31 protein-coding genes are annotated in these 25,684 nt (G+C 71.6%); 13 read left to right on the forward strand and 18 right to left on the reverse strand.

What is annotated here, in order from left to right; genetic code table 11:
- Positions 1-48 precede the first annotated feature (48 nt).
- A complete protein-coding gene (locus tag EDJALFJO_RS20690; protein WP_158220507.1) occupies positions 49-1,419 on the reverse strand; it encodes a site-specific integrase in 1,371 nt (456 codons plus the stop codon).
- A gap of 148 nt (positions 1,420-1,567) precedes the next feature.
- Here EDJALFJO_RS20690 and EDJALFJO_RS20695 point away from each other — a divergent pair, with 148 nt between their 5' ends.
- Both EDJALFJO_RS20695 and EDJALFJO_RS20700 read left to right on the forward strand, forming a co-directional pair.
- Positions 1,568-2,212 (forward strand): type IV toxin-antitoxin system AbiEi family antitoxin domain-containing protein, encoded by a 645-nt coding sequence (locus EDJALFJO_RS20695; protein ID WP_198950496.1) that lies wholly within the window; start codon positions 1,568-1,570, stop codon positions 2,210-2,212.
- Positions 2,213-2,234: 22 nt separating this feature from the next.
- A complete protein-coding gene (locus EDJALFJO_RS20700; RefSeq protein ID WP_088288205.1) occupies positions 2,235-3,137 on the forward strand; it encodes a nucleotidyl transferase AbiEii/AbiGii toxin family protein in 903 nt (300 codons plus the stop codon).
- A 552-nt stretch (positions 3,138-3,689) separates the two neighbouring features.
- Here the strand turns inward: EDJALFJO_RS20700 and EDJALFJO_RS20705 are convergent.
- The 8 genes from EDJALFJO_RS20705 to EDJALFJO_RS20740 all read right to left on the reverse strand — a co-directional run bounded on the left by EDJALFJO_RS20705 (position 3,690) and on the right by EDJALFJO_RS20740 (position 7,934).
- Positions 3,690-4,118 (reverse strand): VOC family protein, encoded by a 429-nt coding sequence (locus EDJALFJO_RS20705; protein WP_088288206.1) that lies wholly within the window; start codon positions 4,116-4,118, stop codon positions 3,690-3,692.
- 114 nt (positions 4,119-4,232) lie between these two features.
- The gene (locus tag EDJALFJO_RS20710) at positions 4,233-4,853 is read right to left on the reverse strand and encodes a maleylpyruvate isomerase family mycothiol-dependent enzyme (protein ID WP_088288207.1); all 621 of its coding nucleotides are present in this window, start codon (positions 4,851-4,853) and stop codon (positions 4,233-4,235) included.
- A gap of 107 nt (positions 4,854-4,960) precedes the next feature.
- Positions 4,961-5,254 carry a hypothetical protein gene (locus EDJALFJO_RS20715; RefSeq protein WP_088288208.1) on the reverse strand — a complete coding sequence of 98 codons (294 nt, stop codon included), beginning with the start codon at positions 5,252-5,254 and terminating at the stop codon, positions 4,961-4,963.
- The gene (locus EDJALFJO_RS20720; protein WP_158220508.1) at positions 5,251-5,619 is read right to left on the reverse strand and encodes a helix-turn-helix transcriptional regulator; all 369 of its coding nucleotides are present in this window, start codon (positions 5,617-5,619) and stop codon (positions 5,251-5,253) included. Before EDJALFJO_RS20720 ends, EDJALFJO_RS20715 begins: the two co-directional genes overlap by 4 nt.
- A gap of 125 nt (positions 5,620-5,744) precedes the next feature.
- Complete coding sequence (locus tag EDJALFJO_RS35120) at positions 5,745-6,077, reverse strand: hypothetical protein (RefSeq protein WP_198950497.1); 333 nt, start codon at positions 6,075-6,077, stop codon at positions 5,745-5,747.
- A complete protein-coding gene (locus EDJALFJO_RS20730) occupies positions 6,074-6,529 on the reverse strand; it encodes an SRPBCC domain-containing protein (protein WP_088288210.1) in 456 nt (151 codons plus the stop codon). Before EDJALFJO_RS20730 ends, EDJALFJO_RS35120 begins: the two co-directional genes overlap by 4 nt.
- Complete coding sequence (locus EDJALFJO_RS20735; RefSeq protein ID WP_088288211.1) at positions 6,526-7,425, reverse strand: helix-turn-helix domain-containing protein; 900 nt, start codon at positions 7,423-7,425, stop codon at positions 6,526-6,528. Before EDJALFJO_RS20735 ends, EDJALFJO_RS20730 begins: the two co-directional genes overlap by 4 nt.
- Complete coding sequence (locus EDJALFJO_RS20740) at positions 7,422-7,934, reverse strand: SRPBCC family protein (RefSeq protein ID WP_088288212.1); 513 nt, start codon at positions 7,932-7,934, stop codon at positions 7,422-7,424. Before EDJALFJO_RS20740 ends, EDJALFJO_RS20735 begins: the two co-directional genes overlap by 4 nt.
- A 133-nt stretch (positions 7,935-8,067) precedes the next feature.
- On the opposite strand from EDJALFJO_RS20740, the gene EDJALFJO_RS20745 reads away from it, so the two are divergent.
- Complete coding sequence (locus tag EDJALFJO_RS20745) at positions 8,068-8,712, forward strand: TIGR03085 family metal-binding protein (RefSeq protein WP_088288213.1); 645 nt, start codon at positions 8,068-8,070, stop codon at positions 8,710-8,712.
- A gap of 249 nt (positions 8,713-8,961) precedes the next feature.
- Here the strand turns inward: EDJALFJO_RS20745 and EDJALFJO_RS20750 are convergent, their stop codons facing one another.
- The 3 genes from EDJALFJO_RS20750 to EDJALFJO_RS20760 form a co-directional block, all read right to left on the reverse strand.
- Positions 8,962-9,666 carry a Crp/Fnr family transcriptional regulator gene (locus EDJALFJO_RS20750; RefSeq protein WP_088288214.1) on the reverse strand — a complete coding sequence of 235 codons (705 nt, stop codon included), beginning with the start codon at positions 9,664-9,666 and terminating at the stop codon, positions 8,962-8,964.
- Positions 9,663-10,139, reverse strand: coding sequence for a hypothetical protein (locus EDJALFJO_RS20755; protein WP_088288215.1), 477 nt, complete (start codon positions 10,137-10,139; stop codon positions 9,663-9,665). Before EDJALFJO_RS20755 ends, EDJALFJO_RS20750 begins: the two co-directional genes overlap by 4 nt.
- Before the next feature lie 363 nt (positions 10,140-10,502).
- On the reverse strand, positions 10,503-11,399 hold the full coding sequence (locus EDJALFJO_RS20760; protein WP_088288216.1) for an alpha/beta fold hydrolase: 897 nt from the start codon (positions 11,397-11,399) through the stop codon (positions 10,503-10,505).
- Between the two features lie 158 nt (positions 11,400-11,557).
- Here EDJALFJO_RS20760 and EDJALFJO_RS20765 point away from each other — a divergent pair, with 158 nt between their 5' ends.
- Positions 11,558-12,244, forward strand: coding sequence for an MOSC domain-containing protein (locus tag EDJALFJO_RS20765; protein ID WP_088288217.1), 687 nt, complete (start codon positions 11,558-11,560; stop codon positions 12,242-12,244).
- Between the two features lie 6 nt (positions 12,245-12,250).
- On the opposite strand, the gene EDJALFJO_RS20770 is transcribed toward EDJALFJO_RS20765, so the two are convergent.
- From EDJALFJO_RS20770 to EDJALFJO_RS20780, 3 genes are read right to left on the reverse strand one after another with little or no spacing between them, the layout of a single operon-like run.
- The gene (locus EDJALFJO_RS20770; RefSeq protein WP_088288218.1) at positions 12,251-12,553 is read right to left on the reverse strand and encodes a hypothetical protein; all 303 of its coding nucleotides are present in this window, start codon (positions 12,551-12,553) and stop codon (positions 12,251-12,253) included.
- 37 nt (positions 12,554-12,590) lie between these two features.
- Positions 12,591-12,863, reverse strand: coding sequence for a hypothetical protein (locus tag EDJALFJO_RS20775; RefSeq protein WP_088288219.1), 273 nt, complete (start codon positions 12,861-12,863; stop codon positions 12,591-12,593).
- On the reverse strand, positions 12,860-13,546 hold the full coding sequence (locus tag EDJALFJO_RS20780; RefSeq protein WP_198950498.1) for an RNA polymerase sigma factor: 687 nt from the start codon (positions 13,544-13,546) through the stop codon (positions 12,860-12,862). Before EDJALFJO_RS20780 ends, EDJALFJO_RS20775 begins: the two co-directional genes overlap by 4 nt.
- Positions 13,547-13,591: 45 nt before the next feature.
- Between EDJALFJO_RS20780 and EDJALFJO_RS20785 the strand changes: the two genes are divergently transcribed.
- Positions 13,592-14,209, forward strand: a complete 618-nt coding sequence (locus EDJALFJO_RS20785) for a mismatch-specific DNA-glycosylase (RefSeq protein ID WP_158220509.1) — start codon at positions 13,592-13,594, stop codon at positions 14,207-14,209.
- A 1-nt stretch (position 14,210) separates the two neighbouring features.
- Here EDJALFJO_RS20785 and EDJALFJO_RS20790 read toward each other — a convergent pair whose 3' ends face one another.
- A complete protein-coding gene (locus tag EDJALFJO_RS20790) occupies positions 14,211-14,663 on the reverse strand; it encodes a hypothetical protein (protein ID WP_088288221.1) in 453 nt (150 codons plus the stop codon).
- A gap of 135 nt (positions 14,664-14,798) precedes the next feature.
- On the opposite strand from EDJALFJO_RS20790, the gene EDJALFJO_RS20795 reads away from it, so the two are divergent.
- The 3 genes from EDJALFJO_RS20795 to EDJALFJO_RS20805 all read left to right on the forward strand — a co-directional run bounded on the left by EDJALFJO_RS20795 (position 14,799) and on the right by EDJALFJO_RS20805 (position 16,415).
- A complete protein-coding gene (locus EDJALFJO_RS20795) occupies positions 14,799-15,146 on the forward strand; it encodes a hypothetical protein (protein WP_143448684.1) in 348 nt (115 codons plus the stop codon).
- A gap of 143 nt (positions 15,147-15,289) precedes the next feature.
- Positions 15,290-15,913, forward strand: coding sequence for a winged helix-turn-helix domain-containing protein (locus EDJALFJO_RS20800; RefSeq protein WP_088288223.1), 624 nt, complete (start codon positions 15,290-15,292; stop codon positions 15,911-15,913).
- 40 nt (positions 15,914-15,953) lie between these two features.
- The gene (locus EDJALFJO_RS20805; RefSeq protein WP_088288224.1) at positions 15,954-16,415 is read left to right on the forward strand and encodes a hypothetical protein; all 462 of its coding nucleotides are present in this window, start codon (positions 15,954-15,956) and stop codon (positions 16,413-16,415) included.
- A gap of 497 nt (positions 16,416-16,912) precedes the next feature.
- Here the strand turns inward: EDJALFJO_RS20805 and EDJALFJO_RS20810 are convergent, their stop codons facing one another.
- Together EDJALFJO_RS20810 and ureB are read right to left on the reverse strand one after the other, a co-directional pair.
- The gene (locus EDJALFJO_RS20810) at positions 16,913-18,607 is read right to left on the reverse strand and encodes an urease subunit alpha (RefSeq protein ID WP_088288225.1); all 1,695 of its coding nucleotides are present in this window, start codon (positions 18,605-18,607) and stop codon (positions 16,913-16,915) included.
- Positions 18,604-19,377: an urease subunit beta gene (gene ureB, locus EDJALFJO_RS20815; protein WP_088288226.1), complete on the reverse strand. Its 774-nt coding sequence runs from the start codon at positions 19,375-19,377 to the stop codon at positions 18,604-18,606. The genes EDJALFJO_RS20810 and ureB overlap by 4 nt, the downstream gene beginning before the upstream one ends.
- A 252-nt stretch (positions 19,378-19,629) precedes the next feature.
- On the opposite strand from ureB, the gene EDJALFJO_RS20820 reads away from it, so the two are divergent.
- The 5 genes from EDJALFJO_RS20820 to EDJALFJO_RS20840 all read left to right on the forward strand — a co-directional run bounded on the left by EDJALFJO_RS20820 (position 19,630) and on the right by EDJALFJO_RS20840 (position 25,648).
- Entirely contained in the window at positions 19,630-20,628 is a 999-nt protein-coding gene (locus EDJALFJO_RS20820) for an agmatine/peptidylarginine deiminase (protein ID WP_198950499.1), read from the forward strand.
- Positions 20,625-21,866 carry an ABC transporter ATP-binding protein gene (locus EDJALFJO_RS20825; protein ID WP_088288227.1) on the forward strand — a complete coding sequence of 414 codons (1,242 nt, stop codon included), beginning with the start codon at positions 20,625-20,627 and terminating at the stop codon, positions 21,864-21,866. Before EDJALFJO_RS20820 ends, EDJALFJO_RS20825 begins: the two co-directional genes overlap by 4 nt.
- A complete protein-coding gene (locus EDJALFJO_RS20830) occupies positions 21,863-23,038 on the forward strand; it encodes a spermidine/putrescine ABC transporter substrate-binding protein (RefSeq protein WP_088288228.1) in 1,176 nt (391 codons plus the stop codon). Before EDJALFJO_RS20825 ends, EDJALFJO_RS20830 begins: the two co-directional genes overlap by 4 nt.
- A complete protein-coding gene (locus EDJALFJO_RS20835; RefSeq protein ID WP_088288229.1) occupies positions 23,035-24,861 on the forward strand; it encodes an ABC transporter permease subunit in 1,827 nt (608 codons plus the stop codon). The genes EDJALFJO_RS20830 and EDJALFJO_RS20835 overlap by 4 nt, the downstream gene beginning before the upstream one ends.
- A 133-nt stretch (positions 24,862-24,994) precedes the next feature.
- Positions 24,995-25,648: a TetR/AcrR family transcriptional regulator gene (locus EDJALFJO_RS20840; RefSeq protein ID WP_088288230.1), complete on the forward strand. Its 654-nt coding sequence runs from the start codon at positions 24,995-24,997 to the stop codon at positions 25,646-25,648.
- Positions 25,649-25,684: the final 36 nt, after the last annotated feature.

Here is a 25,684-nt window from a genome sequence, read left to right on the forward strand (position 1 = left end):
CTTGCTCACATTCTGCTCACGGTTGCTCACCGTTGCTCACGGGGCGGTCTATAGGGGCACCTTCGATCTCGGCGTCCGGTGGCGGGTGATCAGGTCGGTGGCGTGGTTGACCTGTTCGGCGGTGGGGTCGCGCAGGATGTGGGCGTAGACCCGTCGGGTCACGTTCGGTGAGGCGTGCCCGAGGATCATCTGGACGACCTCCAGCGGGACGCCACCGGCGAGCAGCAGCGAACAGGCGCTGTGGCGCAGGTCGTGCAGCCGGATCTGCGGGAGCCCGCACGCCCTGACGAGTCGGGCGAACTCGGCACTGACGGCGTTGGGCCGCAACGGATCGCCGTCCGGCGCGGCGAACACCAGGTCATGGTCGCGGTAGGGCCGTCGACGATCCACCGCTTGCGTCGCGCGTTGCCCGCGCAGCGCGGTCTGCGCGGGCCCGGCGAGCGGAACCCACCGTCGCCCGGCCCGCGATTTGGGGCCTTTGAGGACCCGGCCGACGTGCTCGCGGCCGCAGAGCACGCAGCGGCGCTGCTCGGTCGGGATCCGGTCGCGGGCGACCTCCACGAGGTTGTGCCGCACCCGTAGCCCGCCGTCGTCGGCGTCCAGGTCCGACCAGCGCAGACCGCACAGTTCCCCGCGCCGCAGGCCCGTGTACGCGGCCACCTCGAACAGGCCCGCCAACGGCCCGCCCGCATCGGTGACGTACTCCAGGAACGTCGCTGTCTGGGCCGGCTCCCACGCCCTTGCCTCGACCGCCTCCCCGGCGGCCGGCCAGTGCAGGCCGTCGATCGGTCCCATCGCCGGGTTCACCGCGATCAGTCCTCGGCGCTGCGCTGCCGACAACGCCGACCGCAACGTCCGCCGGTACCCCTCCACCGTGCTGACCGAGCGACGCTCGACCCGGCGCCCGACATTGCCGCGCGCCGCACCGCTGGCCGTGGCGGGTCTGCGCGCTGCGCATGCGCTGCCGCTGCCGCCAGTCGGCTCGAGCGCCGCCATCAGCACCTGCACCACGTCGGCCCGGCGCAGATCACGCAGGCGGGCCCCGCCCAGGGCGGGCGTCCAGACGTCGCGGACATGCCCGTGGTAGTTCGCCAGCGTCTTCACCGACCGCCCCGCCTCCATCTGCAGGCTCAGCCAGGTCTGCAGCCACCAGCCCAGCGTCAGGTCCCGGTCGTCCACCCACACCCCCGTGGCAAGCCGCGACAGCTCACCCGCCAGCGTCTGCTCGGCCGTCTCCCTGCTCGCGAACCCTGACCGCACCACCTGCCGACGGCGCAGACGGTGCTGCTGAAGGTTCGCCCCGCGAGGGCCGACGTCGAAGGTGTAGCACCATGATCCGTGCGGACGTCCGCAGTCTTTGATCCGCCGCCCAGCGGCGTCGCGGCACTGGCACCGCTTGTACACCGATCCTCGGATCACGGCACTCTCCTCTTCGTTCGGTCTGGATCCACGACGCGATTCGAGCACCCGTCGCGGATCGCCGTCTGTCAGGGTTACCTGCGCTTTCCTTGCCGCGAGTCTTTTTATGGATAGACTTTCGCAGGTAACTCGGAGGGAGGTCCATGTCATGCCGCGGCCTGTGACCCAGGTGGACCTGGACGGCCTGATGCTGCCTGCTGCGTTCAGTACGTCCGCGGCACTGGACGCCGGTCTGACCAGGCCGCTGCTGGACCGGCTGGTCCGGGACGGAGACCTGGAACGGCTCGGGCGCGGGCTGTTCCTGCGCAGCGAGTACGGCGACGGCGTGGACACCGATCTGGTCGAGATCGCGGTCCGGGCGCCGACGGCGACGATCTGCCTGACCAGTGCACTGGCCCGGCACGGGCTGACCGACGAGATCCCCGCCGCGGTCGACGTCGCGCTGCCGCGCGGGGACTGGCAGCCGGCGGTCGCTGCTCGGGTGGCGTGGCACCGGTTCGCCGAAGACACCTTCACCATCGGCCGGCACGACCTGCCCCTGACCGAGCACTCGCGGACAGCGGCAGCAGGGCCGACGGCGACAGCGCCGGTGACGATCGGCCTCTACAGCGCCGAGCGCAGCATCATCGACGCGTTCCGCACCCGCGGCACCACCGGATCCGATGTAGCCATCGAGGCCTTGCGCCGGTGGCTGCGCGACCCCGCCCACCAGCCCGCACAGCTGCTCGCGCTGTGCGAGAACTGGCCCCGGACCCTGACCGCCCTACGCAATGCGTTGGAGATCCTGCTGTGACCGCCGACATGATGGCGATCTGATGGCCAACCCGAACCGAGACACCACCGCCGGCGCCGCGTTCATCGACCTGCGAGCCCTCGCCAAGACGCAGGGCCGCAACGTCGCCGAGCTGCTTGACCTGTACCTGCTCGAAGGGTTTCTCGGCCGCCTCGCCGCCAGCCCGCACAGCGCGCACCTCGTCCTCAAGGGCGGCGCCCTGCTCGCCGCCTACGGCACCCGTCGTCCGACCCGGGATGTCGACCTACTCGCCACCGACCTGCACGTCGACACCGACACTGTCCTGGTCCTGGTCCGGGACATCGCCGCCCTGCCCCGCGGCGACGGCCTCGAGTTCGACCCGGCCTCCGCGGCCGCGCACGTCATCCGCGACGAGGACGAGTACTCCGGCGTCCGGGTCAGCATGACCGCCACCCTCGGCCGCGCCCGGCTCACCTTCCACGTCGACGTCAACGTCGGAGACCCCGTCTGGCCCACCCCCGGCCCCGTAGCCGTCCCCGGACTCCTGAGCGGACACGTCGACCTGCTCGGCTACCCGCTGCCGGCGGTGTACGCGGAGAAGATCGTCACCGCACTGCAGCGCGGGACCGCGAACACTCGCTGGCGTGACTTCGCCGACGTCTACCTCCTGCGCGCCCAGCAGGATGTCGACGGCACCGACCTGACCACCGCCCTGGCCAAGGTCGCCGAGTACCGCGGCGTCACGCTCCGGCCGCTGTCCGACGCACTGACCGGGTACGCGCAACTCGGCCAGACCCGGTACCGCGCCTGGGTCCAGCGCCGTGACCTCACCGACCGCCTCCCCGCGCAGTTCGCCGACCTGCTCGACGGCGTCCAGCAGTTCGCCGACCCGGCACTCGCCGGCCACGCCAGCGGCCAGACCTGGGACCACATCACGCTCGCCTGGCCCCGACAACCTCGATGAGATGAGCGACAGCGCCCGGTCCGGTTGTCCACGACGAGCACCAGCAGGTTGCGGTCATTCTCGCCCAGGAGGCGCCCAGAAGATCCGAACATGACGACAGCGACAGACATCACCGCAGGTCAAGCCCGGGCCCGGGTGGCACAGAGGCTCATCCTGAAAATCGGAAGGTCGGCGGTTCGACCCCGCCCCTGGCCACCGAAAAGGGCCTCTGAACTGGGGAAACGCAACCTCCTCCAGTTCAGAGGCCCTTCGTCGTTGTGCGGTGTCCGCGTCGCCCGATGACAGCCGTGGCCAGCCGGACACCCGAAAGCCTCCGAACGCCCAAGATTCTGCCCATTGTCTGCCCAAGTGCCAGGTCGCCGCGCCCATGACGTGAGAGAGCGGCAGGCCCTGATCAGCAATGATGCACCTGATCGTTCGGACCCACCCGAAAGTGATCGTCCGCCGAACAGTCGGAAGATCGAACCTGCTCGCGAGGCGGACCGGCTCGGCAGACGCGACCACGGCGGCCGCTCGTGACCCGGCGCATGGCCGCGCGAACGGTGGCCGGGGTCAGGCGTTCCTGGCGTCCGTCCCGTCGGACAGGAGGGGACAGATGAGGCCGAACACGTTGCCGTCGGGGTCGAGGAGGTATCCGAGGCGGCCGATGCCGGCCATGTCGGACAGCGGGAGCGCTTCGGTGGCACCCAGATCGATGCCCTTGCGAAAGAGTTCGTCGATGCCGCCCTCGACACCGATGACGATGTTGCAGCCGTTCACGGGCGCCCCGCGTTCGGGCGAGGGGCCTTGTCGCTGCGTGAGCCCTCCATTGATCCCTCGACCCGGCGTGTCCATGGCGATGGCGCCGTCACCGGTGTCGATCGACCAGTAGGGCATGTCCCCGAACTGGGTGAACTGCCAGCCCAGCAGCTGGGTGTAGAAGTCGATGAGCCGCGGCGGGTCCGACGCGTGGATCTCGAAATGGACGACCAGATTCGACATGACGCCTCCCGATGAGGATCGACACGGTACGCCGAGGGACGATCCGCCGGGAACCGCCGAAGCGGCACGCCGGTGGGTCGACGAGACGCACCTCAGCGGACTGCCTGGACCTGGCTACGCGCGAGCGCGGAGGAGCTCGACGCCGTCGCCGGTCAGCTGGTCGAGGCCGGCGCTGCGTCCGGTCATGGCCAGGAGCAGGTCGATCGCGCGGCCGGTGGCCTCGGGGCCGGTGCCGTGCGACCAGTTCGTGTCGGCGGCCTTGAGGGTCACGCCGGCGATCCGGTTCTTGGCTCCGATGACGAGGTTGGATCCCTTGTAGGAGTCGGCGATCTGGGTGACTGCGTCGACGGGGTAGTCGCGGTGCAGGCCGAGGGAGCGGCGGATGTCTTCGGCGTGCACGATGGCCTCGCCGAGCCAGGTGTCGTTCGGGCCGGGCGGGTGGTTGGTGCGGTGCTGCATGCCGCGGTACGCGGTGAGCATCTCGGCCGGGGTGCCGGCGCTGAACCGGTCGGCGTTCTTCCCGATGAAGCCGGCGAAGTTGAACCCGCTGCCGAGCATCCCCGCGAGGAACTTCGGCGGGGTCATCTGGGCAGTGGCAATGACGTGCCCGAAGACCTGCTTGACCGTCCACTGCGAGCAAAGGGACGGCGTCTGCCACTGCTGCTCGGACAACGACTCGAGGTCTGCGAGCAGCGCCTGTCGTTCGGCGTGGATGGCTGGCCAGACGACGACCATGGAACGAACTCCGCTCACTGGAAGCAGGTACCGACGAAGGGTGGACGGCGTCTCGGGATCCGACCAGGGGCGAAACGCTACTCCTCGGGAAGCGGGGCAGCCGGGGCTTACATCGAGTGCGCCTCGTAGACGCGGACGCTGTCGATGATGGGCATGGTGGCGACGAGTTTCTCGGCGTCGGCGAGGCTGTCGGCGTTGAGGATGCAGTAGCCGACCAGGGGTGCGGGCGAGTCCAGGGTGAGGTCGGTGCGGCCTGACGGGGTGAGTTCGACGCCGCGCCCGAAGGGGCTTCCGGGGTCGACGAGGTGGGGTCCGGCGGCGGCGAACCATGCGCCCCAGGCGTTCTGGACCTCGGGGGTCGGGGTGGTGAAGCCGTAGGTGAGGACGAGGAACTTCTTCATGGCTGGCTCCCTGATGGGGGGTCGGTCCCGGCCCCGGCGTCGCCGCCGGCGTCCGGGTCGGCGTCGGGGTCGTCGATTCCGAGGTGTCGGGCGTAGTTGTCGTAGGTGGCGCGGTCCGCGCCCCAGTAGGTGTGGAACTGGCCGACCCAGTCCTGCAGGTGGGCCAGGGGTCGACGGTTGAGCGTGAGGTAGGTGGTGCGGCCGCGCTTGTGCCGGGTGACCAGGCCGGCGTCGACGAGGATGCTGATGTGCTTGTGGATCGCAGGCAGCGACAGGCCGCGGTGCCGGGCGAGCTGGCTGACCGCCCGGGGCTGCAGACCGACGAGGTAGACGATGTCCCGTCGGTGCGGGTTGGCCAGCGCCACCAGGACCCGGTCCAGCGCGCCGTCCCGCCTGTCATCCTGCGCGTCATCCTGCGCAGCACCGCCGGGCTGGTGCCGAGCGGGATTGTCGTCGCGACCCGGACTCATGGTTCACCTCGCGGTAAACATTAACTGCTCAGTGAAGCGTTGTCGAGCGCCTCCTCGATGAGGGCGGTCCACGTGCGATGGGCGGCGTCGTCCGGGGCGACGGCGGCCCATTCGCGGAAGCGGCGGCCGGCGGGTGCGAACGCGTGTGCTTCGCCGTTGTCGACGAGAGCGTCGACCCGGCTGGCGGGGAGCTTGACGAGCAGGTCTTCAGTTCGGCGGTCCCAGGCCGGGAAGAACACCCCAGAGCGGCGGAGGCACGGCAGCCCCATCATCGTCGAGCCCGTCACGCCGGGAAGTCCGAGCAGTGGCCCGGTGACGCTCTCCCACAACGCCTGCGGATCACGTGCGGTCATGGCGTGCTCTTTGCTCGGGCGGCGGGGACGCGTTCACCTGCGACAGGGTCGGGGCCTGGGTCGCGCCCCTCGACCACGGCTGCGAGCCGGGCGAGGTAGTTGCCCCAGCCGCCGTCATGGGCGTTCGCCATCGGGCCGGACAAGCGGCGGTGCACGAGGTGGAGCCCGGTGCCGGAACCGTCAACGGCCTGCACCGGGGTCAGGGTGATCTCGACGAGGGTCGACCCGGCCGGGAGCCCGACGTCCTCGCGGTCCCAGCCGTAGGTGAACACGACCCTGCGGTCCGGGACGAGCTCGACGAACCGGCCGGTCACGCGGTCGCCGTTGGCGTGCTGCCATGTGACGACCCCGTCGACGACGGCTTCGAGGTCGGCGTGCGGGGCCATCCAGCGCACGATCCCGTCCGCGGTGGTGAGCAGCGCGTACACCCGCTCCGGTGCGGCGGCGATCACGACGGTCGGGTCGACGAGACGGACGCCCAGCCCAGCGGCCGATCCCGGCTGGCGTCGCCGGCGGCGAGGGCGACGACCTCGCGCAGCGCCCGGTCGCTGTCCGGGTCGGCGGGATACATCAGCTCGACCCGCAGCTCGGAGGTGGTGACCTCGACCGCGGTGTCGAACCGCATCACCGTCGAGACCGTCCGCACGACGCGGCCACCGATGTCGAGGACCGGGCAGCTGACCGGGCTGTCGTCCGGGTGCCACGCGTCAGCCGCACCGACGTCCGCGCCCGCGAGGCCGTCCGCGAACGCCTGTGCTGCAAGGGCTCCGGCGCGCGCGAGGACGGCGATCATCGTCGGGTCACCGGTCGCCCACGCCTCCCGCCGCAGCTGAGCCAGCCCGGCGCGCAGCACCTCGGCGCGGTTGACGATCCGGTCGGCGAGCGGGCCGGGGCCGAACCAGACATCGACGAACTGCTCCGACGTCAGCCCGACGACCCCGGGGAACAGTGCCCGGGCGGCCTGGTTGGCGTCGACGACGGCCATCCCGCGGCCGAGCACCCACGCCGGGTACGGGTCGTGCGCTGCGAGGACCTGGTCCAGGACGCGCCGCACAGGCGCGAGCTGCGGGCTGTCCAGTCCCCGCGCCGGGTATGCCGGCGGCAGACCGGCCGCCTCGAGCAGGTCGTTCCGGTCCCGGACCGGGACGGCGAGCACGTCCGCGAGCCGCAGCACCAGGTCGCGGCCCGGCCGGGACCGGCCGGTCTCGCAGAACGACAGGTGCCGGCTCGTGGTCCCGGCCGCCGAGGCGAGGTCGAGCTGTGACATCCCGCGCGCGCTGCGCCAGTAACGCAGGCGCCGGCCGAACGGGCTCGTCTCGGTGCCCTCCGGCGCCAGCGTGTCGCTCATCGCTCCACGGTAGGCGAGGCGGCTGTCGAGGACGTGACCTTGCGAGCGTGTGGGCGGCCGGTCGCCAGCACGTGCGCCAGCTCCTCGAGGACACCGTGCGCCTCCTTGCGCAGCCGGGCGGCCATGACCGGCGCGAACGGCCGCAGCCACCAAGCGAGCCGCATCGTGACGTCGCTGCGGGCGACGCAGCCCTGAGCGCCGTCCGCCGTCACCGTCCACCGGTTCGTCGCCCGTCGGATGAACCCCGGCATCCCGTCGACGGCGTCGTACGTCAGGGACCGCGCAGCGTCGTCGAACGCGAGCAGTCGCTCACGGACGACCATGTCCCCCATCGGCCCGAAGCCCTGCACGTGGCACGTCCGCACCGCCCCCACGGCGGCGACGTGGTGGTCCAACGAGGAGGTGACGATCGGCGCCGCCCACGAGGCGATCTCACCGAAGCGGGTGCCGACCAGCTGCCAGGCCTTGTCGGCGGGCACCCGGATCCGGATCTCTGCTGTCATCTGCATGCACCGAGACTGCGCCGCGCCGCCTGTCGAGCGCGATTCCCGAACCGGGAAGGCCGAGCCGTGCGAGACGGAGGGCAGCGGACGCTCCGGTCGGGCTCTGGTCGCTGGCGGACGGGTGCGGGACCCTGGCCGGATGCAGGCGGTGTTGTGGGACGACGTCGAGCGTGCCGGTCTGTGCGACGACCTCGAGCGCCTCGGGCCGGACGCGCCGACGCTTCTGGCGGGCTGGACCGCGTCCGACCTCGCGGCCCACCTCGTCCAACGCGAGCACGACCCGCTCGCCGCGCCGACCCTCGTTCTGCCCGTGCGCTACCAGCGGTTCGCAGACGGTCGCCGCGACGCGCTGCGGCGCCGGCATGGGTTCGAGCGGCTCGTCGAGATGGTCCGCACCGGGCCCCCGCCCGGCGTGTTCCGCGTCCCGTGGGTCCGTGCGACGGCCAACCTCAACGAGCTCTTCGTCCACTACGAGGACGTGCGCCGGGCCAACGGTTTCGGGCCACGGGCAGACCTCCCACCGGGACTGGATGACGCCCTCTGGCGAAACGTCCGCGTCGGTGGTCGCTACCTGACGCGGCGGCTGCGCGGCACCGGCCTGAGGGCGTGCCGGGCGGCAACCGAGGCGACGGTGGCACTCCGCCGGGGCGATCCGACGGTCGCCGTCATCGGTCCGCCGGGTGAGCTGCTCCTGTTCCTGTTCGGCCGCGTCGACGCCCGGGTCGACCTTCTCGGCGCACCGGACGCCGTCGAGGCCGTGCGCGCCACGCATCTGGGGATGTGATGGCGCGTCGTCACGAGGGGGCTCCTGGCGGCACCGGGCCGTCGTCCGCGGGCCCGGTGCCGGTGCTGGTGCTGGTGCCGGTGCCGGTGCCGGTGCCGCTCGAAGGCTCGGCCGCGGCGCGCATCCGGAGGTCTCGCTGCGGGTCGGCGATCGCGCAGCAGGACCGGCTCGGACGCGATCGGCGAGGGCTCCGACCGCGAGCAGCGTCATGGGGAGGGCGACCGCGGCCCCGGCGAGCCAGCGCATCGGCTACACCGACCGGGAGGCGAGCTCGAGCAGGGCGACCGGGTCGAGGACGTCGATCCGGCCGCGCCGCAGCCGGACGTAGCTGCGTGCCTTGAGGTCTCCGAGCACCTTCGTCGTCGTCTCCCGCGTGGTGCCGACGAGGTCGGCGAGCTGGTCGTGGGTGAGCCGGACCGGGGACGGCGGGCTGCCCGCCAGGGTGGCCAGCGTGGAGCAGATCCGCGCGGCGACCGGCTTGAGGACGGTGTCGGTGAGCCGGGTCTCCAGCTCGGCGAGCCGACCGCCGAGCAGCGCGGTGATCCGGGCGACGATCCGCAGATCGGTGAAGAGCAACCGCTGCACGTCCGCGGTCGACATGACGCACAGGACACCGGCGTCGAGCATCTCCGCGTACCCGTCGTCCATCCGCAACCCCATGACCGGCATCTGCCCGAACAACTGGCCCGGGCCGACGATCGCGGTCGTGAGGCTGCGGCCGTCCGCGGCGGTCCGGTAGGTCCGGACCCGACCCTGCTTGACGATGAAGAGCAGTTCGACCGGCCGGCTCGGGGACCAGACCAGGGTGCCACGGGCGACCTGCCGCATCGGTGCCGCGTCCCCGATCGCCTGCATCTCGGCCGCTGACAGGTCGGCGAACAGGTCCAGCTCCGACAGCTGCCAGGTCCGGACGGCGGTCGTGTACCGCGGCACCGGTGCGGGGTCGGGGGTCATGCCCGGCGCCGGCCCGTCGTCGCAGCGACCGTTGCGGCGACGCCCCCGAGGACCACCCCGAAGACCAGGTGCCCCATGAGGCTCTTCCCGGCGGTGGCGTCGAGCTGGAACAGCGGCATCCCGAGCTTGGCAGGCATGAGGACGAGCGGGCCGAGCACCCACCAGAGGAGGCCGTAGACCGCGCCTGCGCCGACTGCGACCGGTGTGCGGGTCAGGAACCGGCCGCCGGCTAGGCCGAAGCCGGCACCGATGGCGGCGGAGATCGCCAGGTGGACGAACCAGCCGACGGCGGTGGACGTCGAGCCGACGAGCATGGCCACCATGGCGATCATCCCCATCATCTGCATGAGCATCCCGAACATCATCCCGCCGGCGAGGCCACCGATGACCCCGGCGGCAAGGTGTCGGACGAGGGAGCCGCGGGCGGCGACAGCACTAGAGGTCGGTACGGACGTCGGTGCGGGGCTGGTCATGGGAGTCCTTCCTCACGAGCGCCCCGGGTGGGCGTTCACGACGACCGTAGGAACTCGGGGCCGCGAGTTCTGTGTGCCAGCACACCGAACGGGGCCCTCCCCCCGGCGTCGACGAGGGGCCGCACCCCGGGTCGGCGATGCAGAGACGGACGGCCTGGCGGACGGTACAGCGCGGCCCGGGTCTGGAGCGCTGGTCGGGTGCACCGGTCGGGCGCACTGCTACCGGGAGCGTCCGTCCCTGCCTGGCGTCGACGGATCGCGGCGGTCCCCGTCACCCGGCCCCGGTGCGGCGGAGCCCGCGATGCTCGCCGTCGGGGCCGGGTGATTGGCGGTCAGCGGGCAGCGGTCGCGCTGGCGCCCGCGCTACGCGCGAACGGGCTGCCGGGCGCCGGCGACCCGGGTGTCGTAGAACGTGCGGATGCCGCGGCTGATCTCGTCGAGGCAGTCCTCGACGGCGAAGTGGCCGGAGTCGAGCCGGACGAGCTCGGCGTCGGGCAGGTCGCGCAGGTAGGCCTCGCCGCCGGCCGGGGTGAAGAAGATGTCGCCCTGGCCCCAGAAGATCAGCGTGAGGGGCTGCCGCTCACGCAGCGCCGTCTGCCAGGCGGGGTAGAGCGCGGCGTTGGTGCGGTAGTCGTAGAACAGGTCGAGCTGGACGCGGTGGGCGTGCGGGCGGGCTAGGAACGCCAGGTCGGTGTTCCAGTTGTCGGGGCTGATCCGGGTCAGGTCCCGGTGTCCGGTGGTGTAGACGGCCTTGACGACGTCCGGGCCGAGGAACCCCAGCAGCGGCACCTCGGTCTCGGGGCTGCGGTCGACCCACAGGGCGTGCCGGATGCCGTCCCAGGTGGCGGTGAAGCCTTCCTCGTAGGTGTTGGCGTTCTGGATCACCTGCCAGTCGAGCCAGGCAGGGTGCCGGCTGATGATGCGGTTGCCGATCGGCCCGCCGTAGTCCTGCATGTAGATCCCCATCGGGCCGGTGAAGCCGACTTCGACGAGGAGCCCTTCGACGATGTCGGCGAGGTGGTCGAAGGTGTAGTCCCAGGTCGCGGGGTCGGGCATGTCGGTGTTGCCGAACCCCGGGTAGTCGGGGGCCAGGACATGGAACCGGTCGGCCAGCGCGGGGATGAGGTTGCGGAACTGGTGCGACGACGCGGGGAACCCGCCGAGCAGCAGCAGCTTGGGCGCGGCCGGGTCGCCGGCCTGCCGGTAGAAGACATCGAGCGCTTGCACCTGCGCGGTGTGGAACGTCGTGGCGGTGGTCATGGCTGCTCCCTGGGGTGGTCCCGGCTGTACGTCGTCCGTGCACCAGGAGAGCGGCCGCGAGAGCCTGCGTCTTACGTGCGCGCACCGCCTCCTTGGGTGAGACGACCGTCACCCTCCGGCCGGGGTAAGACGGGGCGGGCGGCCGCCGCCAACGGGGCATGTATGTCGAGCAGCTGTGGCGCTACGCGGTGAAGTCGATGCGCGGCGAGTCGTTGTCGCAGGCCAGGATCGAGGCCGACGGCATCGCCGGTGACCGGCGCGTCCACGTCGAGGACGACCGCGGCCCGGTCACCGCGCGCAGGCACCGTGCGCTCCTCGGGCTCACCGCGACGACCGACCCGGAGGGGACCGTCCTGGTCGACGGCCATCCGTGGCACACCCCGCAGGTGGCCGACCTGGTCCGGGGCGCGGTCGGCCCGGACGCGCGGCTCGTGGCGTTCGACGGGCCGGAGCGGTTCGACGTCCTACCGCTGCTCGTCGCCACCGACGGCGCCGTGTCCGCCTTCGGCCGGGACGGTCGCCGGCTGCGACCCAATATCGTGGTGGGCGGCGTCGAGGGTCTGGCCGAACGCACCTGGGAGGGTCGGGTGATGGCGATCGGTCCGGTGATCGTGCACCTGGACTCGTTGCGTCAGCGGTGCGTGATGACGACGTTCGACCCGGACACCCTCGTCCGGGACGGTGAGGTGCTGCGTGACATCCACCGCCGGTTCGGCGGGACGCTCGCGCTGAACACCGCGGTCCTCCTGCCGGGCTCCGTCCGCGTCGGCGACCCGGTCCGGCTCCTCACCCCGACCGAGACCTCCGAGCTCGCCGGCGTCCTCGGCGGACGTACTGCGGGCTGAGATCCGCTACCCGGCGTCGACAGCGAGCTCGTAGCATCGCGTCCGCACGACGACGACGCCAGGAACCCCCGTCGGGTCGACGCCGTCGTCCGAGGCCGCCGGCGCCGAACCAGAGACGCCGCGGGCGCCCTCCTCGTCGCGCCAGTAGGACACCTCGAGCGCCGTCCCGCCGTCCCGGTCGACGAGCAGGCGGGACCCGCGGTACCCCTCACCGTCGTAACGGGCCACCGTGGTGTCCCGGACATGCGTGATCACCCGCTCGGCGTCCTCGACGGGGAAGGAGATCTCCCGGATGCGCACCCACGTCACGCGGGAGCCTCCGACCGTCGTGCCCGCCTGGTACCCATCAGGCGGGGTCCGGGCCGACGTCGCCGAACCGGGCGGCGGACTCCAGCAGCCCCAGGTAGTCCTCATGGCAGGCCGGGCAGCGCCGCAGGTGAGCCGCCAGACCCGGCAGCTCCCGGGCCGGGGCGTCCCCCGCGAGCTCGGACTCGACATACCGGTGCAGGACCTCGAACCCGGCCGCGCACCCGGCGTCCGTACCGGTCGAGCCGCTCGCGCCGTCCGGCTGGTCCGGGTCGTCGCCGAGCAGGTGCTCCAGGTCCGTCGCCCCGTTCATGCCGGCTCCCCCGATCCCGATCGCACCGGCGCCGCGTACCCCGCTGCCGCCAGGCTCGCCCGAAGCTTGCGCCGCGCGTCGAAGAGCGCCTTGTACACCGCGTTCCGGTTCGACCCCAGCTCCCGGGCGAACGCATCCATCGGCACCCCGTTCACCGCGATCGCCACGAACACTCGCCGCTGCAGATCCGTCAAGTCGCTCCCGATCGCCGCCCGCAGCACGTCCCACAGCTCGCCGTGCTCCACGACATCGTGCGGCACCGGCGACCCCACGTCGGGCAATCGTTCCCAGCCGTCCTGGTCGAGGTCGACGGGACGGTTGCGCCAGAAGTGCCGCCCCATCTTCGACGACACCTCCAGCACCACGAACCGGTACGCCCACGTCGTGAACCGGCTCTCCCCCCGGAAGTCACCCACCTTGGCCTTGATCGCCATCAACGCGTCGTCAGCCGCCTGCTGCGCGACGTCGTCCAGCTCCGGACCCGACAGACCGAGCGACCCCGCCCGGCGCGACACCTCGTGCCGGGCCACCCGCAGCAGCAGGGCGTGCAACTGGGCCACGCACTCATGGTGCCGCGCCCCGGCCGCCTGCAGGCCATCCACCCACTCCTGCGAGACGGCATCCCGTGACGTGGCAGCGCTCGTGGCGGCCACCGACTGCTCGGCGCCCTGCTGTGCCTGCACCCGGCGACAGTACCCCGCCCGAGACCACGCCCGCCCGACCCGACCGTGGCGCGCAACGTGAGCCCGGTCAACGCTGACCCGGTGCGCGGTGGCTCCGCGGACGCAGACATCATCGCGCCCGACCTGCGACTGCTGATCGTCGCCATCAACCCGGCGACCCGGTCCGCCGCCATCGGCCACCCCTTCTCCTCACCCGGCAACCCGTTCTGGCGACTCCTTCACGTCTCCGGCCTGACGCCGGTCGAGGTCGAGGCGTCGCGAGCCCACCAGCTGCTCGAGCACGGCATCGGCCTGACCTCGACCGTGCGCCGCGCGACCCGGACCGCCGGCGAGCTACCCGTCCGCGAGCTCCGCGCCGGAGCCGTCCGGGTGGAACATCTGGTCCGCACGCATCGCCCGGAGACGGTGGCGCTGCTCGGCCTGACGCTGTATCCCCAGTACTTCCCCACCCGACCTGCACCCGGCCCCGGGCCGAAGCCGACCACCATCGCCGGATCCCGGGTGTTCGTCCTGCCCAACCCGAGCGGCCGCAACCGCTCCTACGCCGGCTTCGACGCCAAGCTGGCCTGGTACCAGGCGCTGGCACGCACCCTCGGCCCACCGGGTCCGCCCCACGCCAGTAATCGCCTCCAACCAACGAGTCGATCGGATGCAACCGAGTGAGCTACTCGACGTCGTCCAGCAACTTGCCGACCTGCCTCTCGCCGGCCACGCCGATCAGGCAACCCCACCACCCCTGAGGACTCATACAACAGCGGAGCCACCACGCGCCAAGGCATCCTGTCGGGCCTACCACGTCGATCCACTCGCGCACGTCACGCGCCAATCTCGGGAGCGCATCCAGCGACCAGGCCAGCTCTCCGGAGAAGATGTGGCGGAACGGGCCGGTGAAGGCCCAGTCGGCAGGCGCGAACCAGAAGAAGTCGACACCGCCGGCGATCTCGGTCAGGACTCGCCAGAAAGAGCCTGGCACGGCGTGCTTCAGGACCTTCTCCACCTCGCGAACGGCATCCACAGACACCGGCGGGGCAGACGCGAAGCGACGGACATCCATACCGGCCGCTTCCAGCGATACCGCGATGCCAGGCAACCGCTCCACCATGTCCTCGACGGCCATGCGGGGAGTCTGCCATCGGCTCCACCTGCGCAGTCCGCTCGGTCGTCGGCGGTTCCGCCGTCCTGCCGACGCCCCGCAGCAGCGGACCAAGCATGACGTCGACCGAGCGCCGGGGCGGTCTGGACAATGGACGTCGTGGCCGAGACCGAGGATTCAGACCTAGCGCCGCTCTGGGCGACGGCGACCGGCCGGGTGAGCGACGAGCCCTTCCCCGGCGTCGTCCAGGTCGAGTTCCACGAAGAGGACGGCACCAAGGTCGTCATCCGGGAGAAAGCCGCCGTGATCGACGCAGCACGGTGCACGCCGGCTGCGCACTACCCCAGGTCAGTGGTCCTCAAGTGCCGGATCCTGGCCGCCACGACCCGCACGTACGACGTCGAGCTCGCCCACCACGTCGAAGACCTTCACGGTCGCAGCCGGTTCACCGTGCACTACGAGAACGTCGACCTCTGCCGGTACGACGAGCTCGAGTTCGAGGACTGACCCGTCGCCTGCTTCGCCACCCGAACCTGGATGCGCTGTAGGACCCGCGGCCTACGCCCGGTCTGCCCTGACGTCTGTGTCGCGCACACCACGACCAACGCCAGATGTCGTTGATCCCTTTAGGCAGATGATATCTTTCACCTATGCGTAGTGATGCGCCGTCGTTGATGCCGGTGTTCAGGTCCCGGCATCAGGCCGACCTGCTCACCGTGCTGTTCCTGCATCCCGACGACGACCACACCACCACCGACCTGGCGGCCCGGCTCGGCATCCCGCTGACGACCGCGCACCGGGAGCTGTCCCGCCTCGAGGCCGCCGGCCTGCTCACCGGCCGGCAGGTCGGCCGGGCCAGGCTGCTGCGCGCCAACACCGGTCACCGCGCCTTCGCGCCGCTCGCGCGGCTGCTGCTGGTCACGTTCGGGCCGCACGTCGTCATCACCGAGGAGTTCACCGGCCTGCCCCGGGTCTCCACCGTGGTCCTGTACGGGTCATGGGCCGCCCGCTACGACGGCGTCGACGGCCCCGCCCCAGCCGACGTCGACGTCCTGGTCGTCGGCACCCCGCAGCGTGCCGACGTCTACGCCGCCGCCGAACGCGCCGAGGCCCGGCTGTCGATCCCGGTCAACCCCGTCGTCCGCTCCCCCGCCCGCTGGACAGCCGGCGACGACCCGCTCATCGCCACCATCCAGACCGGACCGCACCTCGTCCTTCAGGACAACGACGACCACACCCCCGACCACAACGACCAGGCCAACAGCACCGGCTGACAGCAGATCGACTGTCGGCAGCCGCGGACAGGGTCACCGCGTGGCGCGTTGGAAGACCGGCGAAGCGGACGTCGAGCGGCTGCTCACCAGTCGCGAGCTCCAGGTCGTCCGCGGACAGGCCGCTGACGGCGTCCCGGGTCTGACCCGTGCCCGGCAGACCCTCGCCTCCGCGCAGTCCCTACTCGACACGGATCCGACGAACGCGTTCGTCCTGGCCCACGACGCCACCCGCCTGGCCTGCACCGCGCTGCTCGCCCACCAAGGACTGCGCCCCACCACCGGTGGCGGGCACGTCGCCGTCGAACGCGCCGTCCGCGCCCAGTTCGGCGCACCGTTCGCGCCCTACGGCGGGCTCCGCCGACGCCGCAACGAGGTCGAGTACCCCGCCCACCCCGACGAGACCGTCAGCCCCGACGAGGCCGTCGAGGCCCTCGACATCGCCGAGACACTCATCGACGCCGCCGAACGGCTCCTGCCCCACCTCGGCCACTTCACCCCCTGACCGCGACCCGAGGCTGCTCACGCAATGCTCACAGAACTCCGACGACCCCACGAGAACGGAGCACAACAGATCACAACGACAACCCGCTCCCCCGCACGACAGACCACCACCTGAGGACGGATCACCAGCCCTTGCAACGAAAGGCGCACGCCGAGAATCGGAAGGTCGGCGGTTCGACCGCGCCCCTGGCCACCACAAGACCCACCTTCGCCCCCGTCTGGATTTCATGGCTTACCGGTGTTAATCGGGCACAGCCGAACCGGCGAATCGAAGATCTTGCCCAATACGCGCCCACGGATCACTGCTGTCGGCCAACCGTCAGACCAAACGTGCTGCTCAGCGCTGGAAGCACGGCGGGCGAGCCTCGGTGGCTGGCCCTTGCGAATCGGAGGGTCGATCCGACCCCGTCCTGAACCCACGTAGCGCGGCGCTGACATCGCGGCGCGGGCGAACCGGTGGCTCCCGCGTCGGCCGGACACGCGGGCGCACGAAGGTCGCTACAGGTGGTAGAGCTGCTGCAGCGGGGCGCGCTCGATCGGCGGCATGTGCAGCTGGGCTCCGCGGAAGGTCGTCACGCCGGTCGCGGGGTCGACCTTGACCGGTCCGGTGATGCCGTGGTGCGCCATGGACCCGAGGCTGACGGTGCGGCAGCCCGTGACGGGAACGACCTGGCGACGGGTCGGGATCGGGACTGCCCCGGCTGCGGCTGCTGCGCCGTTGACGAACAGCAGGGACAGTTCGGCGGCGGTGGCGCCGTGACCGCCGAACTGCGCCCCGAGCACGAGGGGCTGGGCGCCGTCGATGGCGGCGTTCGGGTCGCCGGTGACTCCCCAGGCGGGGAAGCCTGACTTGAGGACCATCTCGGGCTTGGCGCCGAACATCGAGGGCCGCCAGAGCACGATGTCGGCGATCTTGCCGGGTTCGAGGCTGCCGACGTACTGGTCGAGTCCGTGGACGCGCGCCGGGTTGATGGTGAGCTTGGCGAGGTACCGCAGCACCCGTGCGTTGTCGTCCGTCAGGTCGGGCGCCGCGCCGGTGCGACGCTGCAGTGAGGTCAGGGCGCCCGCCAGCCCGAAGGTGCTGCGCCAGTTCTCACCGGCCCGTCCCATTCCTTGGGCGTCGGACGATGTGACGGGGATGACCCCGAGGTCGTGCAGGAGGTTCTCGGCGCCCATGGTGACGGCACGAACCCGGTCGTGGGTGAGTGCGGCGTCGCCGGGCAGGTCCGCACGCAGGCCGTGCACGTGGGCGATCATGGCGTGGTGCTCGGCCACGGCGTCGCGGCCGTAGGGCAACGTCGGGTTGGTGGAGGACGCCAGGACGTGGGGCACGCCGGCGAGGCTGAGCACGTCGGGTGTGTGGCCGCCGCCGCATCCTTCGACGTGGTAGGCGTGGATGGCTCGGCCGTCGAGCACGGCGAGCGTGTCGTCGACCGTCAGCCCCTCGTTGAGGCCGTCGGTGTGGACCGCGACCTGGACGTCGTAGTCCTCCGCGACGGTGAGTGCGGTGTCGAGGGTGCGCAGGTGCGCGCCGGTGTCCTCGTGGACCTTGAAGCCGCAGACACCGGCTTCGAGCGCCTCGAGGAGCGGGTCACGCCGGCTCGAGGATCCGCGGCCGAGGATCCCGACGTTGACCGGGTAGTCGTCGAAGGCTGCGTAGCCGGTGCGAAGGACCCAGGCCGAGCCGACGCCGACGCCCCAGAACGGGCCGATCTCCTGACCGATGATGGTGGTGACGCCGGAGGCGAGCTCGGCCTCGCACACCCGCGGGGACAGCAGGTGCACGTGCGTGTCGACCCCTCCCGGGGTGGCGATCAGGCCTTCCCCGGAGACGACCGCCGTTCCGCTGCCGACGACGATGTCGACGTCGTCCATCGTGTCGGGGTTGCCCGCCTTGCCGATGCCGACGACGCGTCCCTCACGGATGCCGATGTTCGTGGCGCGGATGCCGAGAACGGGGTCGAGGAGCAGGACGTTGCTCACCAGCAGGTCGCAGGACCGGGCGGTCCGTACGGCCTGCAGGCCGATGCCGTCCCGGCCGGTCTTGCCGAAGCCGAAGAGGACCTCGTCGGCGTGCCGTCCCCGGTCGTCGCGCTCGACGCGGACGACGAGACCGGTGTCGCCGAGGACGACTCGGTCGTCGAGTCCGGGGCCGTACGCGCCGGCACGGGCGTGGGCGTCGAAGTGCGTCATCGCACGTCCCCCGGTCCGGACATCGCGTGGGCCGCGGCCGCGGCGGCGGCGGCGGCGGACTGGGGGCGGTCGAGGTCGAGGAAACCCCAGGCGCGAGCCCGCTTCAGAGCAGCGTCCCGTGCGCCGGGGGCATCCAGCGGCCCGTCGACGAGCCCGGAGAAGCCGACGACGACCCGCGCCCCGCGCACGGGCACCAAGGACACGGTCGTCGTCGTCCCCGGCTCGAACCGCATGTGGGTCCCCGCAGGGACGTCGAGGTGCATCCCGTACGCCGTGGCACGCGAGAACCTGAGCCGGGCGTTGCTCTCGAAGAAGTGGAAGTGGCTGGTCACCGAGATGGGGACCGACGCCGTGTTGAGCACCTCGACCTCGACGCGCTCCGCGCGACCGGCGGCGTCCTGCGAGCGGGTGCCCGGCGCTTGTGCCGCAGCCACGATGGCGCCCGGCATGTCGTCACGGTCCGGCACCGGCCCGAAGGGCTCGCTCACCACGACCAGCCGCGAGCCGTCGGCGAAGACGGCCTCCACCGATACCGCCCGGACGACGTAGGGCACCTCGGGAAGCACCTGGGAGCCGGTCAGCACTGCGCGCCCTTCAGCGACCGCCTCGACGTGGCGAGCCCCTCGACGTGCCGCCTCGCAGACAGCGTCGGCGACCACAGCGGTCGCCTCCGGCACGTTCAGCAGGACGCCCGCAGCGACCCGGCGACGAGCGAGCTCGGCGGCGGAGAACAGCAGCAGCCGGTCGCGCTCGGTCGGTGTGAGGTGCACGGCAAGGCCTCTCTCAACAGATTGACCGAATTTTCAGTCACGCCACGGTAGAGCCGCACCCTCCTCGGAACAAGGCCTTGACTGAATTTTCAGTCAAGGGCACAGTGGTCCACCATGAGCAGCTCGATCACCACCGGTGACCCGGAGACGGGCATCCAGACTGGCTACCGTGCAGAGCTTGCGCCGCACGGTGTTTCGGCAGTCCCTCGGCGCCCGCGGCCGGACGTCGACCCTCGCCTGGCGGACTACCGCATGCCCGCTGAGTGGGACGTCCACGAGCGCACGCTGGTGACCTGGCCCACGCGAGCCGACCTGTGGGCCGGCGCGTTCTCCGACGCCGAGCACGACTACGCGGCGGTCGTGCGGGCCGTCGCGCAGTTCGAGCCGGTCACGGTAGTGGCGCTGCCCGGTCGCCGGTCCCGGGTCGTCGACCTGTGCGGCGCGGACGTCGACGTCCTGGAGGCGCCGGTCGACGACTCGTGGATCCGGGACAACGGCCCGCTCGTCGTGCGACGCGCGGACGGGCACCGCCTCGGGGTCGACTTCGGCTTCAACTCCTGGGGCCGAAAGTTCCTCCCGTACGACGCCGACGCGGGCCTCGCAGCCCGGGTCCTGGACCACCTGGGCATCGAGCGGGTCGGTGTCGACATGGTCCTCGAGGGGGGCAGCATCAGCGTGGACGGCGAGGGGACTCTTGTCACGACGGCCCAGTGTCTGCTGCACAGCAACCGCAACCCGGGGTTGTCCCAGAGCGACGCGGAAGCCGTCCTGCAGGAGGCGCTCGGTGTCCGCCGTGTGCTGATGCTGCCGTTCGGGCACCTGGACGACCGGCACACCGATGGGCACGTCGACGGCGTGTGCACCTTCACCGCCCCGGGACACGTCCTGGTCCAGACCTGCGGCGACCCCCGCAACGTCAACCACGAGGCGATGGCCCGCAACCTGCGCTACCTGCGGGACGTCCCCGACGCGTCTGACCGGTTCGTCGCGGTGAACGGCTTGGACCTGTTCTCCGCCGTCACCGTCGAGGGCGTCGAGGACTACGTCTCCTACGCGAACTTCTACATCGTCAACGGTGCGGTCATCGTCCCGCTCAGCGGGAACCGCGACGACGACGAGCGGGCCATGGGCGTCATCGGCGGATGTCTTCCCGGCCGTCAGGTCGTCGGCGTGCCCGGCGCGGTCATCGCCTTCGGCGGTGGAGGCCCGCACTGCATCACGATGCAGATCCCCGCCGCGGAGGCCCGATGAGCGGCGGCCGTTCGCCCGACGTGGTCACCGTCACGCCTGGCGATGCGGGACGACCCACGGGACAGGGAGCCGGGTCTGCGCCGGAGGACGGCGAGGCGCCCGGGAGCGGGCGCGGCGCCGTCCGGCTCGAGCGACTCACCAAGCGGTACCCGGGCACGACCGCGGTGGACGACCTGTCGCTGACCGTGGCCGCCGGGGAGTTCGTCGCCCTGCTCGGCCCCTCCGGCTGCGGCAAGTCCACCACCTTGCGGATGTTGGCCGGGCTCGAGCAGCCCGACGCGGGCGTGGTGCGCGTGTCCGGTGTCGACGTCACCAGAACCCCGGCACACCGCCGGGACATCCACACCGTGTTCCAGTCGTACGCGCTGTTCCCGCATCTGGACGTCGCGGACAACATCGCGTTCCCGCTGCGGCAGCGGGGGCTGGCCCGCTCCCAGGTCGCCGCGCGGGTTCAGGAGGCCCTCGACGTGGTCCGGTTGCCCCACGCCGCGAAGCTGTCCGTCACCAGCCTGTCGGGCGGGCAGCAGCAGCGCGTCGCCCTGGCCCGTGCAGTCGTCGACCGCCCCAGCGTCCTTCTGCTCGACGAGCCGCTCTCCGCGCTCGACCGGGCACTGCGGCAGGCGATGCAGGTCGAGCTACGGCTGCTGCAGCAAGAACTCGGGATCACCACGGTCCTGGTCACCCACGACCAGGAGGAAGCCCTCAGCCTCGCCGACCGGATCGTCGTGATGTCCGAGGGCCGCATCGTCCAGCAGGGCACCGCCGAGCAGATCTACGACCACCCGGCCACCCTGTTCGCGGCACGCTTCGTCGGGGAGAACAACGAGCTGCCCGGGCACAGCGACGGCACGGGCACACTCACGCACCCGGCTGTGACCGCCATCAGCGCCAGCCCCACCGTCGCAGGCCCGGCTCTCGCACTCGTCCGTCCTGAGCACGTAAGGGTCACCGAGCTCCCGGCCGCCGCACCGCACCACCCGCGACCGGAACCCGGGGCAGCAGACCACGTCCCGGACGCCGTCCCCGGCGTCAACACCGTCTCCGGGGTCGTCCGCGGGGCCAGCGTCGCGGGGATGTCCTCCCTCGTCCTGGTCCAGGTGGACCACGACACCACCGTCCTCGCCCGCGTCCCTCGCGACGGCCGGCGGCTGCCTTCCGCCGGCCAGAGCGTGCAGTGCTCGTGGCAGGCCCAGCACGTGCGTATCTTCCCCCTCCAGGACGGAGCCCACCGGCCATGACCGGACCCACCGCACCCCGACGGCCGAGCACCGGCCTGACCCGCCGCCAGTTCGGCACCTCGCTCGCACTGCTCTCCGGGGGCCTGCTCTCCGGCGGGCTGCTGTCGGCCTGCGGGTCGAACGGCTCCAAGGGCACGTCCGCGGCCGCCACCAGCTACCCGACGGCCGTCTCCCGGGGATCGACGCTGCACGTCTACTCGTGGGCGGACTACATCTCCCCGGACGCCATCAAGTCGTTCCAGGACAAGACCGGCGTCACCGTCCAGGTCGACACCTACGACTCCGCCGAGCAGGCCGTGGCCAAGCTGCGCGTCACCCAGGGCACGAGCGGGTACGACCTGGTCGTCATGGACGGTTCCTACGTCCCCCAGCTCAGCAGCGCCGGCGCCCTGCTCGCATGGGACAAGACCCGGCTGCCGTCGATGGAGGGACTGTCGCAGACCTTCCTCGCCAAGGCCTGGGACCCCACGAACACCTACGCCATCCCGAAGTCCGGCGGCTCCACCGGGTACGTCTGGGACAGCGCCGTCGTCACCGGCGCCATCACGACATGGGACGACTTCTACGCCCGGTTCGCCGACGCGGCCGTGGACGGCCGTACCTCGGTCATCGACGGCGCGCCCTCGTTCATCTCGTCCTACTTCTGGGGTCACGCGGTCTCCGACCAGACAACGGACCCGGCCCAGTACCAGGCCGCCGAGAAGTACTTCACCGAGAAGGTGCTGCCGCACCTGGCCCAGTTCAACTCCTACCCGCGTGCCGACCTGGCCAAGGGCACGGTCGTTCTCGCGCAGGCCTTCACCGGCGACGCCCGTGGCGCGCTCATCGACGGACCGAAGACGCTGAAGTTCGCTCTCGGCGGCCCCAAGAGCGACCTGTACGTCGACCACTGGGTGCTGCCGAACGGCACGAAGTCCCCGGCCGCCGCGCACGCCTTCGTCGAGCACGTCCTCCAACCCGCCAACGCGGCCGCCGAGACGACCTTCCACGGCTACTTCACCGGGGTCACCGCCTCGAAGGACCTGCTCCCCGCCGACATGCCGCACAAGGAGATCATCTTCTTCGACGAGGGCGTTCCCGCCGACCACTTCGAACCGGCGACGGTCACCCCGGCGGCCCGCAAGCTCTCTCTGGCCACCTTCGAACGGCTCAAGGCGCTGGCGGCCAAATGAGAACCACCACCGCCCGCGGCCCCCACCGCACCGCTGGTGGACGCCTGCGGACCGCGGGCCTGCCCGGACGGGGCCGCCCACGGCCGACCAGGAACCTGGCCGGGCTGCCGGCCTTCGTCTGGCTCGCCGCGTTCTTCGTCCTGCCGGCCGGGCTCGTCGCCGTCTACAGCCTGGGCGAGAGCTCCCTGTTCGGTTCCAGCCCGGTCGACCTCAGCCGACCCACGACCGACCGCTACCAGGAGGCCTTCAGCGACACCTTCCGGATCGTCCTGGCCAACACCCTGCGCCTGTCCGTGGTCGGCACCACCCTGTGCGTCCTGCTGGCCCTGCCGGTCGCCTACGCGATCGCGACCCGGATCCACGGCCGCTGGCGCTACCTCGTGGTCGCCGCTGTCGTCGTCCCGTACTGGACGCCGTTCCTGCTGCGCACGTACGCCTGGCGCATCCTGCTCGACGACCGCGGCCCCCTGACGGCCGTCGGCGTCCACGACGGGTTCGGGCTCCTCGACACCCGCGGCGGCGCACAGCTCGGGGTCGTCTACAACTACCTGCCGCTGGCGATCCTGCCGATCTTCGTCGCACTGGACCGGCTCGACCCCGCCGTGCGCCGCGCCGGCCGCGACCTCGGCGCCACACCCTGGCGCGTCTTCTGGCAGGTGACGCTGCCTGCCGTCCGGCCCGGCCTGATCACCGCCGCCCTGCTGGTCTTCGTCCCGCTCATGGGCGACTACGTCACCCCGAGCGTGCTCGGCGGCGTCCGCGCCACCGTCGTCGGCAACTTCGTCTACGACTCCTTCCTCGCCGGGCAGGACTGGGCTCTCGGCGCGGCCGCAGCCGTCATCCTCGTCGGTGTCGTCGCCGCCCTGCTGGCGCTGGCCTGGGTGCTGTCCGCGCTGGCAATCCGGGTCCTACGCATCGTGCGGCCGCTCGATATCACCGCGCGCCTGCGCGCCCGGACCACGACGCCGGAACGTCCCATCGCGGGCAGCGGGTCCGAGCGACGCGAACGTGACCTGTGGGGGGTGGCGCTGCGCGGCTACACCGTGCTGCTCGTCGCCTTCCTGTGGCTCCCGATCCTCACGATCGTCAGCTCGTCGTTCAACACCGGCAACACCCTCGCGGTGTGGACGGGGTTCGGGACCCGTTGGTACACAGCCGTCCCGCACAACGACGCGCTGCTGTCCTCGATCGCCGTGTCGCTGCGCGTCGCTGCGCTCTCGACCGTCGTGGCCGTTCTGATCGGCACCCTTGCCGGCATCGCTCTGGTCCGTGCCGGACGTGCGACCCGCACCGGCCTCAACGGACTGCTCGTCCTGGTGTTCACCACCCCGGAGATCGTCACAGCCGTCGGCCTGCTGGTGCTGTACGTCGCGGCAGGGACCATCGCCTCCGACGGCACCGCACGACTGGTCATCGCGCACTCGGTGATCTCCGTGACCGTCGTCGCGTTCGTCGTCCGGGCCCGTCTCGCAGGTCTGGACCCACGACTGCCCGACGCCGCCGCCGACCTCGGCGCGGCCCCCGGCGCCGTCCTGCGCAAGGTCCTCCTGCCGCTCACGCTGCCCGCCGTCGCCGCCGGCGCGATGCTCGCCTCGACGACGTCCCTGGACGACGTCGTCACCTCGAGCATGCTCGGCAACGTCGGCACAACGACCCTGCCGGTCTACATCTACTCCACGCTGCGTACCGGCCTGAAGGGAGACGCTGCCGCCGCAGGTGTGCTTCTCACCTGCCTCGTGGCCCTCTCCACCGCCCTCGTCGTCGCCCTGCTCGGCCGCCGCCGCCAAGGCGCAGCGGCGTTCCGCAGCCTCCTCGGCGGCTGATCCGCCGGTGAGGACCGTGCCCGCTGCCCCGACGGAGACCTCTGCCCGGCCCCCCGTCGACGCGCACGAGCGGCGACGCCGCCCAGGGGTGGTCCCGCCCACGAGCGCACCGCGGCGTCCGTACGCTGCTGCCGTGACCGACCGCCGCAGCGAGCTCCTCGACGCAACCATCACCGTCATCGCCCGACGCGGCGTACGCGGCCTGCGCGTCCAGGAGGTCGCCGCCGAGGCCGGCGTCTCGGTCCCCCTCATCTACCACTACTACGGCAACCGCGAGGGCCTGCTCACCGCAGCCCTGGCAGCCGTCAACGACCGGGCAGACCGCTACTCCACCGAAGCGGCCCACCCGGCAGCCACACCACGAGAAGAGCTCACCGCACGACTCCTCGGCGAGCTCCAGGACACCCCCGAGGTCCACACCACCTCCAGCGCCTGGGGAGAGCTGCGCTGGGCCTCCGTCTTCGACGACACCCTGCGGCCGGACGTCGCCCGGCTCACCGCCGAATGGGTCGACCACATCGCCGCACTCATCCAACATGTCCAGGACCACGAGAAGACCTCCGACCCCGACGGACGCCACCCCCACGAGACCGCCGAGATCCTGGTCGCCCTCGTCGAAGGGCTCTCCGGTCGCTGGCTCACCGGCGCGATCGACGTGCCGCACCTGCGTCATCTGCTGGAGCTCGCCATCACCCGTGAGCTTCCGCCGCCACCGGCCCCGCGCAGAGCCGGCGCCCGGCGCAGCCCGACGAAGCACCCAGAACCACCGCGAAGCAGCGCCCGCTGACGCGAGCGCTCCACCCGGCGCGGACATGCGCACCCG

The sequence above is a fragment of the Kineosporia sp. A_224 genome, assembly GCF_002198655.1.
Classification (GTDB): Bacteria; Actinomycetota; Actinomycetes; order Actinomycetales; family Kineosporiaceae; genus R-H-3.